The organism is Blastococcus sp. CT_GayMR20 (assembly GCF_004570345.1).
On sequence record NZ_SPQM01000010.1, the window covers coordinates 38,280 to 56,484 of the forward strand.

Below are 18,205 nucleotides of genomic sequence, written 5' to 3' on the forward strand. Positions count from 1 at the left end.
CGATCCGACGCCGGCTGCGAATCGGTCGCTCTGCCGATGGTTGGCGGCCGATCCGTCGGCTGTCATTGCAGACGGTCCCGTTCTTTCCCGCGACGCCCCTGCGCCGCCCTCTCCCTGGACGTCCCATGCGCATCGGCCTCATCGCCCCTCCGTGGATTCCCGTACCGCCCCCGGCCTATGGGGGCACCGAGTCGGTGATCGACCGGCTGGCCCGCGGCCTCGTCCGTGCCGGTCACGAGGTGCTGCTGGCGGCGGCGGCCAACAGCACGTGTCCGGTCGAGCGAGTGGCCGGGACGGATGAAGCCGGCGACGGGGCACCGGTGAGCGGCGATGTGGTGACGGAGCTGCGTCACGTCGTCACCAGCTACGCGGCCATGCGGGAGGTGGACGTCCTGCACGACCACACGATGTGCGGACCCGTGTACCGCCACCGCCCCGTGGGCGTCCCTCTCGTGACCACCAACCACGGTCCCTTCGACCGTGTGCTCACGACGATCTACCGTTCCGTGCCTGACGTGCCGGTGATCGCGATCTCCCACCACCAGGCCTCGACCGCCGACGGCGTCAACGTGGCCGCCGTGATCCCCCACGGCATAGACGTCGGAGCCGTGCCGGAGGGCACGGGACAGGGCGGGTTCGCCGCCTTCCTCGGGCGGATGAACCCGGACAAGGGCCCGCGGGAAGCGGCGTTGATCGCCCGCGCCGCCGGCGTGCCCCTGAGGATGGCTGCGAAGCTCCGGGAGCCCGCCGAGCGGGAGTACTTCGACGCCGAGGTCAAGCCGCTCCTGTGCTCGGACGTCGAGTACGTCGGCGAACTCGGCGAGAAGGACAAGCTCGAGCTGGTCGGGAGTTCCTTCGCCCTGCTCAATCCGATCCAGTGGCCGGAGCCCTTCGGCCTGGTGATGATCGAGGCGCTGGCGGCGGGAACGCCGGTGGTGGCCACCCCGGCGGGTTCGGCCCCGGAGATCGTGGACGACGGGGTGACCGGTTACCTGCGGAAGGGACGGGCCGGCCTCGCTGACGCACTCCTGGCCGCCGCGGACCTCGATCGGGCCGCCTGCCGGGCAGTGGCCGCATCGCGATTCGCCACCGAACGCATGGTCCGCCAGCACGTGCAGCTCTACACCGATCTCATCGGCTCCCTTCGCGGACGGCCACGCCCGCGGGTGGTCGATCTCCCGGCCTCACGCAGGGAAGGGGTACTCCAGCGGGCAGGGCTCGCGGCGCAGCTCGATGCCTGATGGCAGCCCCTCGACCAGCGTCTGCTCGTCGGTCACCTCCACGCTCACCCGGCCGCCCCCCAGGGCAACCCCCTCGACCCGGAGCGGAGCGAAGGCCGGGGGCAGTACGGGGTCGACCCACAGTCGCTCCCGGGGAAGGTCCGGGTGGAACCGGAGCAGCGTCCGGACGAGCTGGACCGGGGTCGCCGAGGCCCACGCCTGCGGTGAGCACGAGGTCGGATAGGGCACCGGCTCCGGGAACTCCGCACGGTCGAATCCGCAGAAGAGTTCGGGCAGCCGGCCCCCGAAGTGCTCCGCCGCCTCCAGGAGTGCCTCCGCGATGCGCTGCGCCGGTTCCACGAAGCCGTAGCGCATGAGCCCTGCGACGACGAATGCGTTGTCATGCGGCCAGACCGAGCCGTTGTGGTAGCTGACCGGGTCGTAGGCGCCCATGTCACTGCTGAGGGTGCGCACGCCCCAGCCGGTGAACATCGCTGGCGAGACCAGGTGCTCCGCCACCAGGGCCGCCTTGTCGGAGTCGACGATGCCGCTCCAGAGACAGTGACCCATGTTGGACGCGCAGGCGTCGACCGGGTTCTTGTCCCGGTCCAGAGCCAGGGCGTACCACCCCCGCTCCGGCAGCCAGAACCGCTCGTTGAACGCCGCCTTGAGTGCAGACGCCCGCTCGGACCAGCGCTGCGCCCCCGCGTCGTCGTCCAGCCAACGGGCCAGCTCGGCGCGGGCGTGGAAGGCGTGGTAGGCGTATCCCTGCACCTCGCAGAGGGCGATCGGCGCCTCGGCCGGGCGGCCGTCGGCGTACGTGATCCCGTCCCACGAGTCCTTCCAGCCCTGGTTCTGCAGCCCGCGGTCGGTCGCACGGCGGTATTCGACGAACCCGTCCCCGTCGCGATCGCCGTAGCGATCGATCCACGCCAGAGCGCGGTCGGCGTGTGGCAGCAACTCCTCCACCAAGCCCCGCTCGGCCCCCCATCGGGCGAACTCCCCCAGCAGCACCACGAACAGCGGGGTGGCGTCCACCGTCCCGTAGTAGATGCTGCCGCCGCCGAGGGACAGGCCCGAGTCCACCCCTAGTCGTACCTCGTGCAGGATCCGGCCCGGCTCCTCCTCGGTCACCGGGTCAGTGGTGCGGCCCTGGTGTCGCGCGAGCGTCCGCAACGTGCCGAGGGCCAGGCTCCGGTCGACGGGCAGCACCATGTAGGCGGTCAACAGGGAGTCCCGGCCGAACAGCGCCATGAACCAGGGGGCGCCCGCCGCGACTGCGGCGAGCGTGGGGTCCTCGGGGTCGAAGATGCGCAGCGCCCCGACGTCCTGCTGGCTGCGCTGGAGCGTCCGCTGCAGGCTGTCGTCCCCGGTCGTGGCGATGGGGGTCGTCTCCCGCCATCGCTGCAACCGCCTGGCAGGCAGGGCCTCCCCTTCCGGCCGGTCCAACGGGAAGGAGGGTTCGACCACCTCGCCTTCCACCACCGGACGCACCAGCAGCGAGGTCGACCACTGCCCGTGCGCGGGGACGAGAGCGTCGTACCGGATGCTCCCCGCCCCCGAACCCAGCACAGCGGCCGCCGCGACTGCGCCACCGGGCGCCTCCACGACCGCCCCCCGATGAGTACCGAGCCAGTGCAGGTCCAGGAAGAGGCGGTCGTCCTGTGACTGCGCCCGCCGCTCGCCGCGGGGCTGGACCCGCCCCTCCTTGACCTCGAACAGGTCCGCGAAGTCCGCCTCGACGGCAATCGTGACCGTGCACGTCGTCGGCTCGGCACCCGGGTTGCGCAGCACCAGGTCCTCCCGGAGCCCGTTGCCGACCCGCCTCTCCCGCTGCACCAGCAGGTTGGTGTCGGTGCGGCCGAACCGGCGGGACAGCCGGCCGAGGAAGGTGCCCCGGTACGGGTCGGGGACCATCGCCGTCAGCGGGTCGGGCTGTTCGCCGTCGATCCGCAGGTCCCAGCGGGACAGGATCCGGGTGTCACGGAAGAAGAGGCCGTTCGGGCCCGCGCTGCCGAGGTCCCCGGCGGGCGTGCAGATGCAGAAGGACGAGCCCTCGACCAGGGTCACGGCGCCCGCGCCGACGATGGCCGGCTCGTTCTCCGGATTCCACTTCTCCGCCAGAGGGGCGCCCATGGTCACCATCCTCGGTCGTCCCTGGGCCAGACCGCCCCACGTTCGTTCCGACACCGGATACGGGCAATCGGTCGTTCTGCCGATGGCGCAGGCCGCAGGCCGGGGATCTGATGCCTCGACAGCGTCTGCCGCGACCACGACGGCCGGGGCCCGGGCCGCCGTCAGCGGTCCGCTCCGAATCGACCGGCCGCGCGTCCTGCGCCAGGCGATCCTGTCCTGCCGCAGCGGCGAGATCGACCCGACCCGGGTGATCACCGACCGCCTGCCTCTCGGGAGACCCCGTACCGGCACGACACTTCAAGAACAAGGAGGAGCGCTGGGAGAAGGTGGTCCTCACACCCTGAGCGACGTCCCGGTGCCCCCGACCGGGTGCTCGGCTGCCTCGATGGCGGTACCGGGGTTCTGCGCCGATCGCACCAGGAAGTCGACGAGCCTGCGGACCGACCGCCCGGCCGGCGCCCGCCAGACGGCCTCCAGGTCGAGCCGCAGGTCCGGCTCGAGACGCCGGATCTCGACCTCGCCGGTCCGCGCACGGTCGGCGCCATCCAGGATGCCGGCGGCGATCCCGACGCCGGCTGCGACCGCGCGCAGCACCGCCTCGGGACTGTTGAGCAGGTTCGGTTCGACGACCACCTGCCCCGGCCCTGCACCACCGGGGAAGAAGTGGTCCACCGTGCGATCCCAGACGCCGGCGAACGGTCCGCGCGGGAACATGACCAGGATCTCGCCGGCGAGCTCAGCGACCGGCACCCTCGCCGAGTCGGCCGCCCGGTGGCCCATCGGGACGACCACGCCGAAGAGCACCGAGCCGAGGACGACACCGTCGAGGTCGCGGTCGATCGGTTGACGGCTCCAGACGACAGCAGCGTCGGCGCGGGCCTGACGGACGGCCTCCAGCGCGTCGTCCCCCCGGCTGGAGCTCACGGAGACCTCGACCCCGTCGATGCCCTGGGCCAGCCCCCTCAACGGAGCGCCCAGGACCAGGTCGGCCATGTTCGCGACCCGGAGGGTGAGTCGCTCCCGACCCGTGCCGGCGGCCTGTACGTCCGCACGTGCCCGCTCCACCTCGGCGATGATCACCCTGGCCCGCTCGACGAGTGCCTGCCCGGCCGCGGTGAGCTCCACGCGCTGCGGCCGGCGCTCGAAGAGCGGCTCCCGCAGTTCTCGTTCCAGGGCCTTGATCTGCTGGGAGAGGGACGGCGCGGCGATGTGCAGCCGGCGCGCTGCACGGCTGAAGCGCCCTTCCTCGGCCACCGCCAGGAAGTACCTGAGCTGGCGAAACTCCACGCAGCACGTTACTGCTCCACCGCCCACCCGCACCCGCACCCGTGGCGTCGTTAGCCAGATCCTCAGACCACGGCCACTTTTTCTGCACAGTGACGGGGACTACACCGTCCGTTTCGCGGTAATGATGCACGAGCAGGAGTGCGGCGTCGGCGCCGTTGAGAGAAACAGCGTGCCTTGCTGGCGCCGCCACTCGGGAGACCGATGGAGATGACGGCAAGCCCTGGACTGGCCGAGGTCGCCGATTCGACCCGTCCCCTCTCCGAACGCGCGGAGGGGATGCTGGACAGGCTTCGCCGCGTCGTCCCCTTCGATGCCGCGTGGCTGGCCCTCGCCGATCCGATGCGCGGCAGCTACACCTCCCTGGGCAGCACCGACCTCGACGAAGGCACCGTGCAGTACCTGGGTGGCCCCGAGACGGCGCGCGACATCGAGGTGACCCAGACCGACCGCGCCCGCCCTCCGCTGAGCCCCTCCGACCTGCCCTACCCGGCCGAAGACCTGCCGACGTGGGCCGAGTGCCTTCTCCCGGCCGGGATCCACGAGGCTCTTGGGGTCGCCCTGTTCGACGCCGGGCGGCGCCATGTCGGCTTCCTCGCGCTGTTCTACACCGGCAGCCAGCCACCGCCCCTGGTCATGCGGCGCCGGCTGCACCAGCTCACCCCTGTTCTGGCACGCGGGATCGACCCGCTGCGATCACTGGCGGCAGCGGCCCGGCTGGTGCGGGGGGCGACCGCCGGGGCGGTACTGCGCTGCGACAGGACCACGCGACCACTGCCCGGCCTCGACGGCGACGCACTCCTCGTCGATGGATCGGCCCTCGTGGATCTCGCCTGCTCCCGCCTCGACGACGGCCAGATCTTCACGTCGTTCCTGTGGCCGCGCGGAGGACGCCACGCCCCGGACGGGCACGTCCGCGTGACCGTCCTGGCCAGCGGTGAGGAGCCGTCGGCAAACCTCCTCGGGACGGTCGTCCTCTCCCGCGTGACCGACCTCAAGGGGCTGACCCCGCGCGAGCTGGAGGTGCTCGGGTTCCTGATCGAGGGGTGTTCCAACCAGCAGATCGCCCACTCGCTGGTCGTGGCACCGCGAACCGTCGCAGCACACCTGGAGCACATCCTCGTCAAGCTCGGTGCACCCACGAGGACGCTCGCCGCGGTGCGGGCCGAGCGCCAAGGTCTCTACGTGCCCCTGTCTCCACCGCCCTGAGAGGCGTGAAATGGGGAGTTCTGCCGATGGAGCTGCCGCGTCGGCTTCGGTTTCATGAGGGGACCTGGCGTTCCGACGGATCGCCGGATCGGGTGCGTCCGCAGGAGCACGTCCGTCCACCCCGGGGGAGACCATGATCGGGGACGAGTCGTTCATCGGGACGGCGGAGTGGCAGGCCTCCAGCCCGCCCCGCGCCGAGCCCCCACTGCTCTCCCGTCTCGGGGACGCGATCAGCACCTCCAGTTCGTGAACAGGATGCGGCTCCAGCGGTTCGTCGGCGCCAGCCTGTGGCTGCTGCCCATCGGTTGCCTCGCCGCGGGCGCCCTCGTGGCCCTCGGAACGCTCGCCGTGGACCGGGCGACGGACTACCGCCTCATCCCCCAGAGCCTGACCGGGACGCCGTCCGACGCGCAGTTCATCCTGTCCTCCTTCGCGACCGCGATGGTGTCGCTGACCACCCTCGTCCTGACGGTCACCCTGGTCGCGGTCCAGCTGGCGATGGGCCAGTTCTCGCCCCGCATCGTGGGCGCGCTGCTCACCGACCGGTGGAGCCAGCTGGCGATCGGGCTGTTCGGCGCGACCTTCCTCGTCACGGTGCTGACCCTGCGCGAGATCCGCGGCTCCGACACCGGCACGGTGCCCGGACTGTCGATGCTGCTCTCGTACGTCCTCATGCTCGCCAGCATCATCGTGCTCATCCTGTTCGTGCACCATGCCGGCCACGGCCTCCGGGTCGCGGCGCTGATCGACCTCGTCGGCGACCGCAGCCGCGAGTTCATCGTCCGGGAACACGGAGATCTGCCGGTCGTCACCGGCGGCCCCGACGCGATCGTCGCCGCAGAACCCGGCAACGTGATCCGCGTCGATCGCCCCGCCCTGGTTGCCGCGGCCCGACGGGCGGACTGCGTGCTGGAGCTGGTCCCCGTCGTCGGAGACTTCGTCGTCGGCGGCGCGCCGCTGTTCCGGGTGCTTCCGGGCACCCGGTCGACGGCGGGCGGGGACGCGGACCTGGCCGGTCGGCTCCGGATGACCGACGTCGCCCGCCACGTCCTGCTCGCCGAGGAGCGCGTGCACACCGAGGATCTCGCCTACGGCTTCCGGAAGCTCGTCGACATCGCCGTGCGGTCGATCGCGCAGCCGTTCAACGACCCCACGACGGCGGTCCAGGCGCTGCACCGGCTGCACGACCTGCTGCGCCAGATCGCCGCTCGTCCCCTGCCCTGCGGTGAACACCGCGACGAGGACGGGGTGGTGCGGCTGATCGAGCGGACCGTCAGCTGGGACGGCTACGTCCGCCTGGCCTTCGACGAGATCCGCCTCGCCGGGGCGTCGGAGCCACAGGTGTCCCGGAAACTGTGCGCGGCGCTGGCCGACCTCAAGTGCGTGGCGCCGGCCGACCGACAGGAACCGCTGGACCGCCAGCTGCGGCTCCTGGACGCCGCCGTCCGACGCGCCTACGACGACGAGGAGGACGTCCTCGCGGCGCTCACGCCCGACACCGAGGGCATCGGGTCGGGCGCCGACGTCACCCGTGCGCCACCATCACGGTCGGTCCCCGTGCCGCGCTGAGCCGGCCCTCGACGCTCCGCCGGCTTCTGCCCCGCAGAGCGGGGGCCTGCAGGCGCCTGCGCCCTGGTCAGCCGTCACCGCGTTCGGTGGCGCGACTCGTGCGATAGGTGTAAGCAGCGCGACGAACCGCCTCGTCCGACTCGAGACCCGCACCGAGGGCACCGCCGACCGTGGCCAGCGAGGACGTCAACCAGGCGACCTCGACGTAGTCCCGGAACGTCACCGGATGGCTGATCGCATCAGCGAGGAGGGACGGGACGATCAGCAGCAGGCCGGCGAGCAGGCTCAGCACGAAGAGCGCGACGTAGAAGGCGGCCACCCCGATCACGACCGTCGCCGTGGTCGCGATGTTGAACAGCACGACCTGCTGCCTGGTGCGCGGGTTCGCAACGCGCTCCCACAGCCGCGCGCCGACGATCAGGGTCAGCCCGATCGCGACGACCGAGCCCACGCTGACCACCGTCAACCGCTGCCACCCGAGGGCACTGGCCAGGGTCCAGATGTCCGGAGTGACGAGCGCGAAGACACCCGCAGCAGCGGCCGCAGCCAGCGCCCGGGACAAGCGAGCGGCCAGCTGCCACGGACGATTGGCCCGCACCATGCCGAACAGCAGCCGGAGGTGGCCGGTGAACACACGAGTCGTGAACCGGAGGGACGGCGCCTGCCCCTCGACGACGGAACCCAGCTCGCGCAGCCGGGAGTCGATCCGCCGCCTCCCCGCAGCGTCCGTGCGATCGTCGGCGCTGCAGCCCCTGGCCTCACCGAGCCCGTCGTCCTCGGCCTCGCCGAGGAGTGCGCCGATCAGGCGCAGTACGGCGTTCCGGAGACGCCGTCGCACGGCGAGGGTTCCGAGCGCGGGCACCGACAGCACCGCGACCCCGTGCATGGGGCTCGCGTGGGCCACCACCGGTCGTCTCACCACCATCAGGGGCAAGTCGGTCAGGACGACGACGAGATCCCACGCGCGCGTCAGGAGGAGCTGCCGCGCTGCGCCGACGATCTCGCTGTCGTCCGCCGGCGGCTCGACCAGGCCGTCGTCGAGGAGCTGGAATGCCCACCTCACCTCCGGGAAGCGCGCTTCGAGCTCCCCTCGGATGTCGTCGACGAGCCCGGTGGTCAGCTCGTCGGAGATCGCGGGGGCGTTGACCACCCCCACCCGGACCTCTGCCACCCGGGCGCCCGCCGCCTCGATCTACAGCACCAGCCGGATGAGCGCCGCCCACTCCGGCTGTTCGATCGACGGGCTCGGCACGCCCCCCTCGCCCCCCTCGCGCTTCTCGCTCACCGCGTCGTCGCCAGGTGCTCGTGCACCAGGCGCACCGCCATCGCGCCCTCCCCCGCCGCCGAGGCGACCCGCTTCACCGAGCCGCTGCGCACGTCGCCGGCTGCGAAGACGCCGGGCAGGCTGGTCTCGAGCAGCAGCGGGTCGGGTCCGTCGGACTCCCCTCGCTCCGTCGCCCGGCGCGCCTGCGGCCCGGTCAGCACGTAGCCACCGGGGTCCAGAGCGACCGAGTCCGGCAACCACGACGTGCTGGGCTCGCCCCCGATGAACACCATGAGGTCGCGCGCGGGCAGGCGCTGCCGCTTCCCGGTCACCGTGTCCTTCACGACGACGGCCTCGAGGCGGCCACCCTCGCCCTCCGCGGCCTCCACCTCGGTGTGGAGGTGCACCTCCACGCGCGGGTCCTGCGTGATCCGGTCCGCGAGGTAGCGCGACATGTTCTCGTCGAGCCTGTCCTCTCTGACCACCAGGCGGACCTGGGAGGCGTGGTCGGTGAGGAAGACCGCGGCCTGGCCGCCCGAGTTGCCCCCACCGACGACCACCACCGGGTCGCCGGCGCACTGCTGGGCCTCGATGGGCGTGGCCGCGTAGTACACGCACGTGTCCTCGAACTGCTCCAGTCCGGGGACCGGGAGCCGGCGGACCCGCACGCCGGACGCGACGATCACCGTCCGGGTGGCCAGCTCGCCGCCGTCGGCGAACCGGAGCACGTGGTTCCCGTCGCGCTCCTCCATCCCCACCACCTCCGCCGGGACGGACCGCCGCGCCCCGAACTTCTCCACCTGCAGCACGGCGCGATCGGCCAGCTCGCCCCCGGAGATCCCGGAGGGGAAGCCGAGGTAGTTCTCGATGCACGACGTCCGCGCCGCCTGCCCTCCCGGCGCGACGCCGTCGAGAACAGCGGTGTCGAGGCCCTCCGAGGCGCCGTAGACCGCGGCCGCGAGGCCCGCCGGTCCGGCGCCCACGACCACCAGGTCGACGACCTTCTCCGCGGGGTCCACCTCGCGCAGGCCGAACGCCGCGGCCAGGTCCGCCGGGGACGGATTGCGCAGTACCTGCCGTCGGAACAGCACCACGGGCGTGTCGTCGGGCGCCAGTCCGAGGCCGCGGAGCAGCCGCTCGGCCGACGGATCGGTCTCCAGGTCGACGAACTTGTGCGGCAGCCGATTGCGTGCGGCGAACTCGCGCAGCTGCCGGCTCTCGGCGGAGAACCGGGAGCCGATGATCCGGAAGCCCATCCCCTCCCCCAGCGCCAGCCAGCGCCGGAGCAGGAGGGCGCGCAGCAGCAGGTCGCCGAAGGCCGGGGACGCGGCCGCCCCGGCGCGCAGCCGCTCGGCGGGGATCGCCAGCACCTCCCCCGGGTCGGCAACGATGGTGGTTGCGTAGGCGGGCTGCCCGGTGAGCATGCCCAGGTCACCGAGGAATCGGCCGGGCCCGTGCACGCGGACGACGCGCTGGTCCGGCGTCCCCACCGCTTCCGCCACGGCGACCCGCCCGGAGAACAGCACGTAGAAGGTGTCCTCCGGCTCGCCCTCCGCGATCAGCACCTCGCCGTGCGGGACGTGTCGTCGCTCCCCCCATGCCTGCAGCATCTGGAGTTGCGAGTCCTCCAGCCGGGGAAACGCGCCGGTCAGGTCCGGGGTCTCCCCCGGCGGCAGGTCCGCCAGCAGGCCCTCCAGCCCCTGGTCCTCCTCCACGGACCGGGTCATCACACGTATGCCTCGTCGACGAAGCACCACCGCCAGTCCTCGCCCGGCTGGAACGACTGGACGACCGGGTGGCCGACCAGACCGGCATGCCTCCGAGCGTGCCTGCCCGGGGACTGGTCGCAACAGCCGACGTGCCCGCAGGTCAGGCAGAGCCGCAGGTGCACCCACGGGGAACCGATTCGAAGGCACTCCTCGCAGCCCTGCGGGGTGCGCGGGACGACGTCCTCACGAACGAAGGCGAGGTGCGGGTCGACGCCGACCGGGATGGTCATCGGGCAGCCCCTCCGGACAGGGCGCCGTCCAGCCAGCTGCGCAGCGCGGGCTCGGGGGCCGCGCCGGGCTGACGGGCCAGCACCTCGCCGTCCCGCAGCACCATCAGGGTCGGCACCGCGCGCACCTCGAACCGCTGGGACAGCCGGGGTGCGGCGTCGACGTCGACCTTGACCAGCTTGAGCTCGCCGGCCCGGTCGGTGGCGATGCGTTCCAGGGCCGGGCTGACCATCCGGCACGGCCCGCACCACGTCGCCCAGAGATCCACGAGCACCGGGACCGGGGCCCGCTCCGCGACCTCGACGAAGTCGTCGTCACCCGCGTCGACGATCCAGGGCAGGGGCTGGTGGCAGTTGCCGCACTTCGGGATGCCGTCTGCCGCGGCCGGCACCCGGTTCTTCTTCGAGCAGTGCGAGCAGGTGACGATGCTCGTCCGCGCGGTCGCGGGAGCGCTCATGACTGCGCTCCCACCATCTCGTGGGTGACGACGAGCCGGTCGCCGTCCACGTCGACCCGCACGGTCGAGCCCTCGATCGCCCCGTCACGCAGCAGCGCCCGGGCGACCTGGGTCTCCACCTCCTTGGCGATGAACCTCCGCAGCGGCCGCGCACCGTAGACCGGGTCGTAGCCCTCCCGGGCGATGAAGCGCTTGGCCTCCTCGGTGATCTCCACCGTGATGCTGCGTTCGGAGAGGCGGACGCGGAGGTCGGCGAGCATCAGCTCGACGATGTTCTCGATCTCGCCCGGGTTGAGCGGCGTGAAGAGCACGGTGTCGTCGACCCGGTTGAGGAACTCCGGCCGGAAGTGGCCCCGCAGCTCGGCCATCACCAGGTCACGAGCCTCGGGCTTGAGCTGGCCGTCGTCGGTGACGCCGTCGAGCAGGTACTGCGATCCGATGTTCGACGTCATGATGATGACGGTGTTGCGGAAGTCGACGGTGCGGCCCTGCGCGTCGGTGAGCCGGCCGTCGTCGAGCACCTGCAGCAGCGTGTTGAAGACGTCCGGGTGCGCCTTCTCGATCTCGTCGAAGAGGACGACGGCGTAGGGGCGCCGACGCACGGCCTCGGTGAGCTGGCCGCCCTCCTCGTAGCCGACGTAGCCGGGCGGGGCGCCGACCAGCCGCGACACGGTGTGCCGCTCCTGGTACTCGCTCATGTCGATCCTGACGATGTTGTCCTCGGAGTCGAACAGCGCCTCGGCCAGCGCCTTGGCCAGCTCCGTCTTCCCGACGCCGGTCGGGCCGAGGAAGATGAACGAGCCGCTCGGCCGGCGCGGGTCCTTGACCCCGGACCGGGCCCTGATGATCGCGTCCGCGACCGCCTGCACCGCCTCGTCCTGGCCGACCACGCGCCGGTGCAGCACCTCGTCGAGGCGCAGCAGCTTCTCCCGTTCGCCCTCGGTGAGCCGGGACACCGGGATGCCGGTCCAGACCGAGACGATCTCGGCGATCTCCTCGGCGGTGACCACCTCGCGCAGCAGGCTGTGCTCCCCCTGCTTCTCGGCGAGCCGTCGCTCCTCCACGTCCAGTTTGCGTTCCAGGTCGGCCAGCCGGCTGAAGCGGAGCTCGGCGGCGCGGTTGAGGTCGTAGGCCCGCTCCGCCTCCTGGATCTCGTGGCGGACCTGTTCCAGCTCCGCCCGCAGTTCCTGGACCCGCTTGATCGCCTGCCGCTCTGCGTTCCACTGCGCCCGCATGGCGTCCGCCTCGCCGCGCAGGTCGGCCAGTTCCCGACGGAGCTGGTCCACGCGGGCGACCGAGGCGGGATCGTCCTCCTGCTCCAGCGCCGCCTCCTCGATCTCCAGCCGCATCACCCGGCGGGTGATCTCGTCGAGCTCGGCGGGCATGGAGTCGATCTCGGTGCGCAGCCGGGCGCAGGCCTCGTCGACGAGGTCGATGGCCTTGTCGGGCAGGAACCGGTCGGTCAGGTACCGATGGCTCAGCGTCGCCGCCGCGATCAGCGAGCCGTCGAGGATCCGGACGCCGTGGAACACCTCGAACCGCTCGCGCAGCCCGCGCAGGATCGAGACCGCGTCCTCGACCGACGGCTCGTCGACGAAGACGGGCTGGAAGCGGCGCTCCAGTGCGGCGTCCTTCTCGATGTACTTCCGGTACTCGGCGAGCGTGGTCGCGCCGATCATGTGCAGCTCGCCGCGCGCCAGCATCGGCTTGAGCATGTTGCCGGCGTCCATCGAGCCCTCGGACGCACCGGCCCCGACCACGTTGTGCAACTCGTCGATGAACAGCAGGATCCGGCCCTCGGCGGCCTTCACCTCGGTCAGTACCGCCTGGAGCCGTTCCTCGAACTCGCCGCGGTACTTCGCCCCCGCGATCAGCAGGCCCATGTCGAGGGAGAAGATCGTGCGGTCGCGCAGGCCTTCGGGGACGTCCCCGTTGAGGATCCGCTGGGCCAGCCCCTCGACGATGGCCGTCTTGCCGACCCCGGGCTCACCGAGGAGCACGGGGTTGTTCTTCGACTTGCGGGACAGGATCTGGATCACGCGCCGGATCTCGGCGTCGCGGCCGATCACCGGGTCGAGCCGGCCGGAACGCGCGGACTCCACGAGATCGATCCCGTACTTGGTGAGCGCCTCGTAGGAGCCCTCCGGGGTCGCGGACGTCACGCGCTGGTTCCCGCGCACCTGCGTCAGCGCGGAGAGGAAGGCCTCCCGGGTGACGCCGTGCTGTGCCAGCACCCGCCCGGCCCCGGTGGCCGAGCCCGTCTCCGCCAGCGCGACCAGCAGGTGCTCGACCGAGACGTACTCGTCCTTCATGCGCCTGGCCTCGCGGTCGGCGGTCTCGAGCACCCGGGCCACCCGCTGCGTGAGCGAGACCTGCCCCGGCTGAGGGGCCGTGCCGGTGGTCCGTGGCTTGCGGGACAGCTCCGCTTCCATGTCCTTGCGCAGGGCCGCTGGGTCGGCGCCCATCGCCGAGATCAGCCGCGGGACGAGGCCCTCCGGCTGGTCGAGGAGCGCCGTGAGCAGGTGCTCGACGTCGACCTCGGTGGAACCGTGCTCGATCGCCAGGGACTGGGCGGCGGCGAGCGCCTCCTGGGACTTCTGGGTCAGGCGGTTCAGGTCCATCGCTGACTCCGCTCGGGTTGGTTGGCGGGCTCCTGGGGACTGCGTCGGCGTACGGGTTCGGTGCGCCCGCGAACGCGCAGGGCGGTCTCGAGATCGGTGATCCGGTCGAGGAGGTCGCACACGAGTCCGAGGGCGGCGTAGTTGAGCGGCAGGGTGGCGTGCAGCCGCTGGAACCGCGCGACGGCCGGTACCTGCGCCGGGCTGAACCCCAGCGACCCGTCGGGCCGTCGCGCGGCCGGGATGAGGCCGAGCGCCCAGAACCGCCGCACGAGTTCGGGGTGCACGCCGCAGCGCCGGGCGAACTCCTCGTGGTCCAGCAGGGCGGATGCCGGTCTCGGGACCAGCGGGTAGCGAACTGGACGACCCGGCGGGCTCATCGGCGTCCTCCCCTGTCGTCGGTCGGAGCGCGACGCGGATCGAACGTCGACGACGCGGCGAGTTCGGAGAAGAGCTCACGCTCACGCTCGCTGAGCCGTGGCGGGACCATGATCTTGATCTCGGCGAACAGGTCGCCCGGGTGCCCGGCCGGATCCGGCATGCCCTGCCCCCGCAGCCTGAGCCGTCGTCCCGACGAGGAGCCGGGGGGCACGGTCACCGTGGTCTCGCCCCCGGGCGTGGCGACCGGGACGCTCCCGCCGAGCGCCGCCTCCCAGGGGGCGAGCTTCAGGTCGACGTGGATGTTCCGGCCCTGCACGCGGAAGAGCGGGTGCGGCAGGAGCCGCACCACCAGGTAGAGGTCTCCGGCCGGGCCGTCGCCGAGGCCCCGCCCGCCCTCGCCGGCCAGCCTGATCCGCCGCCCGTCGTTGACGCCGGGAGGGATCGTGACCGAGTAGCTGCGCGGGCCGTCCGGGCCGTTGAGCGTGACCTCCTTGCGCCCACCGCGATACGCCTCCTCCACGGTGAGCGGGAGCTCGGCCTCCTGATCGGCTCCCGCAGTTCGGGCCACACGCCGCCCGCGCCCACCGAACATGCCGCCCAGGAGGTCCTCGAGGTCGATGCCCTCGAAGTCCGCGCCACCGAAGCCCCCGCCACCGAATCCCCCACCGACGTCCGCGCCCTCGGTGGTCCAGGTCGTGCGGGGACCCCGACCGGGCCGGCCCCCACCGCCGGCCCCGGCACCGACGCGCTGCTCCCAGTCCTCGGGAACCCGCCGGAAGTCCTCGCCGAAGCGGTCGTAGCGCTTGCGGAGCTCCGGGTCGGACAGGGCCGAGTAGGCCTCGTTGATCTCCTTGAAGCGTTCCTCCGCACCCGGGTCCTTGTTCACGTCGGGGTGGTTCGCCCTCGCCAGCCGCCGGAAGGCCTGCTGCAACTCGTCGGGGCCGGCGTCCCGCGACACACCGAGCACGTCGTAGTAGTCGCGGGCCATCCGTCAGCTCCCCGCGCGCTGGGCCACGGTCACCGCGGCCGGACGCAACTGGCGGCCGGGGGCGCCGTAGCCGGGCCGCACGACGGAGGCCACCGAACCGGGCGGAGTCCCTGCCCCGTCGGCGTCCACCACCCCCACCACTTCGTGCCGCGCCGGATCGAAGGGCACTCCGGGCTCGTCCTCCCGTCCGTAGCCGAGTCCCCTGACGACGGCGAGGGCCTGCTCACGGAGGGTGCGGATGCCCTCGACGATCGATCCCGGGTCCGCCGCGGCGTGTTCGAGCGCGCGATCGATGGTGTCGAGCACGGGGAGGAACGCCGACGTGACCAGCTCCCGCTCGTTCTCCCGCTCGCGCGCGACCTCCCGCGCGTATCGCTTGCGCAGGTTGTCCAGGTCGGCGGCGGCGCGCCGCCAGCGGTCCTCGGCGGCGACGAGCGCGCGCTGGGTCGCGCCCGCCGCCGCGCCGTCCGCCGCGGTGGGCGCCGCCTCCTGCGGAGGTCCGCCCTCCGGCTGGACCCGTGCCTCGGCGGCTCCCGGATCTGCATCCGGTGTACCGGGTGGCCGGGCGGTCGGCGTCTCCGGTCCGGGCTCAGCCATCGCCGGAGGCTCAGTTCCGGTCGAACTCGGCGTCGATGACGTCGTCGTCCGCGGCCACCGGCTCACCGGCGGCCGCGTCACCGACGTCGGCGGCGTAGTTGGTCGAGGCCGCCTGGAGCCCGGCGAGCACCTGCTGCAGCTCGCCGGTCAGCTCGCGGACACGATCCATCGGCGCCTGGTCGGCCACCGCCTGCCGGGCCTCGGTCACCAGCATCTCGGCCCGGGCCCGCTCGTGCGGGGGTGCGGCGTCGCCGAGCTCGTCGAGTCGGCGTTGCACCTGGTAGGCCACGGTGTCCAGCTGGTTGCGCGCGTCCACCTCCTGCCGGAGCTGCTGGTCCGAGGCCCTGTTCCGCTCGGCCTCCGTGACCATCCGCTCGACCTCGGAGGTGTCCAGGTTGGTGCTCTCGGAGATCGTGATCCCTTGCTCGGCACCGGTGTCCTTGTCGCGGGCGGTGACGTTGAGGATGCCGTTGGCGTCGATGTCGAACACGACCTCGATCTGCGGCTCACCGCGGAGCGCCGGCCGGATGCCGGTGAGCTGGAACCGACCCAGGACCCGGTTGTCCGCCGCGCGTTCCCGCTCCCCCTGCAGCACGACGACGTCCACGGCGGGCTGGTTGTCCGTGGCCGTGGAGAAGACCTCGCTGCGCCGGACCGGGATCGTGGTGTTCCGTTCGACGATCTTGGTCATCAGCCCGCCCTGGGTCTCCACCCCCAGCGACAGGGGCGTGACATCGAGCAGGAGGACGTCGGAGACCTCGCCCTTGAGCACCCCCGCCTGGATCGCGGCGCCGACCGCCACGACCTCGTCGGGGTTGACCGTCATGTTCGGGTCCTTGCCACCGGTGAGCCGGCGCACGAGCGCCTGCACTGCCGGGATCCGGGTCGACCCGCCGACCAGGATGACCTCGTCGACGTCGTCCGCCCCCACCTTGGCGTCGGACATGGCCTGACGGACCGGCCCCATCGTCCGTTCCACGAGGTCCGCCGTGAGGTGCTCGAACTGCGAGCGCATCAGCGTCGTCGTGAGGTGCTTCGGCCCGTTCGCGTCCGCGGTGACGAAGGGCAGGTTGACCTGGGTCTGCGTGACCGAGCTCAACTCGACCTTCGCCTTCTCGGCCGCCTCGTAGAGCCGTTGCAGCGCCTGCGGGTCCTTCCGCAGGTCGATGCCGTTCTCCTTCTGGAACTCCTCGGCCAGGTGGTCGACGATCCGCCGGTCGAAGTCGTCCCCGCCCAGGTGGGTGTCGCCCGCCGTGGCCCGCACCTCCACCACGCCGTCCCCCACGTCGAGGACGCTGACGTCGAACGTCCCACCGCCGAGGTCGAACACCAGCACCGTCTCGTGCTGGCCCTTGTCCATGCCGTAGGCCAGCGCCGCGGCGGTCGGCTCGTTGATGATCCGCAGGACCTCGAGGCCGGCGATCTTCCCCGCGTCGCGGGTAGCAGTTCGCTGCGCGTCGTTGAAGTAGGCCGGGACGGTGATGACCGCCTCGGTGACACGCTCGCCGAGGTGCCGGCCGGCGTCGTCGGCGAGCTTGCGCAGGATCAGGGCGGAGATCTCCTCCGGCGCATACATCTTGTCCCGCACCTTGATGCGCGCGAGCCCGTTCGCATCGGGGACCACGTCATAGGTGACCTGACCGGCCTCCTCCTCGACCTCCTCGAACCTGCGGCCGACGAACCGCTTGACCGAGTAGATCGTGCCCTTGGCGTTGAGGATCGCCTGCCGGCGGGCCAACTGCCCGACCAGACGCTCGCCGTTCTCCGTGAACGCCACCACCGACGGCGTCGTGCGAGCTCCCTCGGCGTTCGGGACGACCGAGGCCTCGCCGCCCTCCCAGGCGGCGATGACCGAGTTCGTCGTCCCGAGGTCGATACCGACCGCGCGCGCCATCTCAGATCCTCTCTGTGAGCAGCCGGGCAGCCTGGTCGGCCACCTCGTCGTCGACGACCAGCTCGTAGCGCCGCGGGCGCATGACGGTCACCGACGCGAAGTCCCGGCGACCCCCTTGGAGCGCGTACACGATCACCCCGATGATGGCTCCGATCACCGCCCCGATGAGCAGTCCGTAGAGGGCGAGCAGAAGCGCGCTCACGATCGGATCGGCCCAGTCGAAGAGTCCGAAGATCCAGCCGAGCAACGCGCCGGGGACGGCACCGCTCACCGCGCCCCGCCAGGCGACGGTGGGATAGTCCAGCTTTCCGGTCACCTGTTCGACGGTCTCCAGGTCCTGGCCGATGATGGCGACCCGCTCGACGGGGAAGTCACGGTCGGCGAGCCGGTCGACCGCTCGCTCGGCGTCGGCGTAGGTGGTGTAGGAGGCGACAGTCCGTCTGGCCGACCGGGCGGAGGCGTCAGGGCTACCGGGGGACCAGGGGTGGACCGCGGTGCTCCCTCCCGATCCGGTGGGGTTCGCGTCGTGCGAGGTCATGAGTGACTCCCAGATCAGACGGGGCCGACTGGGTGGCCGCGGCTGCGGCGTCC

At 72.0% G+C, this 18,205-nt stretch carries 15 protein-coding genes; 3 read left to right on the plus strand and 12 right to left on the minus strand.

The window, feature by feature from the left end:
• The first annotated feature begins 125 nt into the window (after positions 1–125).
• The gene (locus E4P40_RS04535) at positions 126–1,241 is read left to right on the plus strand and encodes a glycosyltransferase (RefSeq protein ID WP_135157693.1); all 1,116 of its coding nucleotides are present in this window, start codon (positions 126–128) and stop codon (positions 1,239–1,241) included.
• Here the strand turns inward: E4P40_RS04535 and E4P40_RS04540 are convergent.
• Positions 1,185–3,356 carry a glycogen debranching N-terminal domain-containing protein gene (locus E4P40_RS04540; RefSeq protein WP_135157691.1) on the minus strand — a complete coding sequence of 724 codons (2,172 nt, stop codon included), beginning with the start codon at positions 3,354–3,356 and terminating at the stop codon, positions 1,185–1,187. The genes E4P40_RS04535 and E4P40_RS04540 overlap by 57 nt on opposite strands.
• Before the next feature lie 333 nt (positions 3,357–3,689).
• A complete protein-coding gene (locus E4P40_RS04545) occupies positions 3,690–4,643 on the minus strand; it encodes a LysR family transcriptional regulator (protein WP_135157688.1) in 954 nt (317 codons plus the stop codon).
• A 207-nt stretch (positions 4,644–4,850) separates the two neighbouring features.
• Between E4P40_RS04545 and E4P40_RS04550 the strand changes: the two genes are divergently transcribed.
• Both E4P40_RS04550 and E4P40_RS04555 read left to right on the plus strand, forming a co-directional pair.
• Entirely contained in the window at positions 4,851–5,849 is a 999-nt protein-coding gene (locus E4P40_RS04550) for a helix-turn-helix transcriptional regulator (protein ID WP_245160135.1), read from the plus strand.
• 255 nt (positions 5,850–6,104) lie between these two features.
• On the plus strand, positions 6,105–7,418 hold the full coding sequence (locus E4P40_RS04555; RefSeq protein ID WP_135157702.1) for a DUF2254 domain-containing protein: 1,314 nt from the start codon (positions 6,105–6,107) through the stop codon (positions 7,416–7,418).
• A gap of 67 nt (positions 7,419–7,485) precedes the next feature.
• Here E4P40_RS04555 and E4P40_RS04560 read toward each other — a convergent pair whose 3' ends face one another.
• From E4P40_RS04560 to E4P40_RS04605, 10 genes are all read right to left on the minus strand, one after another.
• Positions 7,486–8,589, minus strand: coding sequence for a hypothetical protein (locus E4P40_RS04560; RefSeq protein ID WP_209305191.1), 1,104 nt, complete (start codon positions 8,587–8,589; stop codon positions 7,486–7,488).
• Positions 8,590–8,699: 110 nt separating this feature from the next.
• The gene (locus E4P40_RS04565; RefSeq protein WP_135157679.1) at positions 8,700–10,409 is read right to left on the minus strand and encodes a cyclic nucleotide-binding domain-containing thioredoxin-disulfide reductase; all 1,710 of its coding nucleotides are present in this window, start codon (positions 10,407–10,409) and stop codon (positions 8,700–8,702) included.
• Positions 10,409–10,681, minus strand: coding sequence for a UBP-type zinc finger domain-containing protein (locus tag E4P40_RS04570; protein ID WP_135157677.1), 273 nt, complete (start codon positions 10,679–10,681; stop codon positions 10,409–10,411). The genes E4P40_RS04565 and E4P40_RS04570 overlap by 1 nt, the downstream gene beginning before the upstream one ends.
• Positions 10,678–11,136: a thioredoxin gene (gene trxA, locus E4P40_RS04575; RefSeq protein WP_135157675.1), complete on the minus strand. Its 459-nt coding sequence runs from the start codon at positions 11,134–11,136 to the stop codon at positions 10,678–10,680. Before trxA ends, E4P40_RS04570 begins: the two co-directional genes overlap by 4 nt.
• Complete coding sequence (clpB, locus tag E4P40_RS04580) at positions 11,133–13,757, minus strand: ATP-dependent chaperone ClpB (protein WP_135157673.1); 2,625 nt, start codon at positions 13,755–13,757, stop codon at positions 11,133–11,135. Before clpB ends, trxA begins: the two co-directional genes overlap by 4 nt.
• On the minus strand, positions 13,748–14,134 hold the full coding sequence (locus E4P40_RS04585) for a chaperone modulator CbpM (protein ID WP_135157671.1): 387 nt from the start codon (positions 14,132–14,134) through the stop codon (positions 13,748–13,750). The genes clpB and E4P40_RS04585 overlap by 10 nt, the downstream gene beginning before the upstream one ends.
• Positions 14,131–15,123 carry a DnaJ C-terminal domain-containing protein gene (locus E4P40_RS04590; protein ID WP_135157670.1) on the minus strand — a complete coding sequence of 331 codons (993 nt, stop codon included), beginning with the start codon at positions 15,121–15,123 and terminating at the stop codon, positions 14,131–14,133. Before E4P40_RS04590 ends, E4P40_RS04585 begins: the two co-directional genes overlap by 4 nt.
• Positions 15,124–15,126: 3 nt before the next feature.
• Positions 15,127–15,720: a nucleotide exchange factor GrpE gene (locus E4P40_RS04595; RefSeq protein WP_135157669.1), complete on the minus strand. Its 594-nt coding sequence runs from the start codon at positions 15,718–15,720 to the stop codon at positions 15,127–15,129.
• Positions 15,721–15,730: 10 nt separating this feature from the next.
• The gene (dnaK, locus tag E4P40_RS04600) at positions 15,731–17,614 is read right to left on the minus strand and encodes a molecular chaperone DnaK (RefSeq protein ID WP_135157668.1); all 1,884 of its coding nucleotides are present in this window, start codon (positions 17,612–17,614) and stop codon (positions 15,731–15,733) included.
• A 1-nt stretch (position 17,615) separates the two neighbouring features.
• Positions 17,616–18,152 (minus strand): general stress protein, encoded by a 537-nt coding sequence (locus E4P40_RS04605; protein WP_135157667.1) that lies wholly within the window; start codon positions 18,150–18,152, stop codon positions 17,616–17,618.
• Positions 18,153–18,205 lie beyond the last annotated feature (53 nt).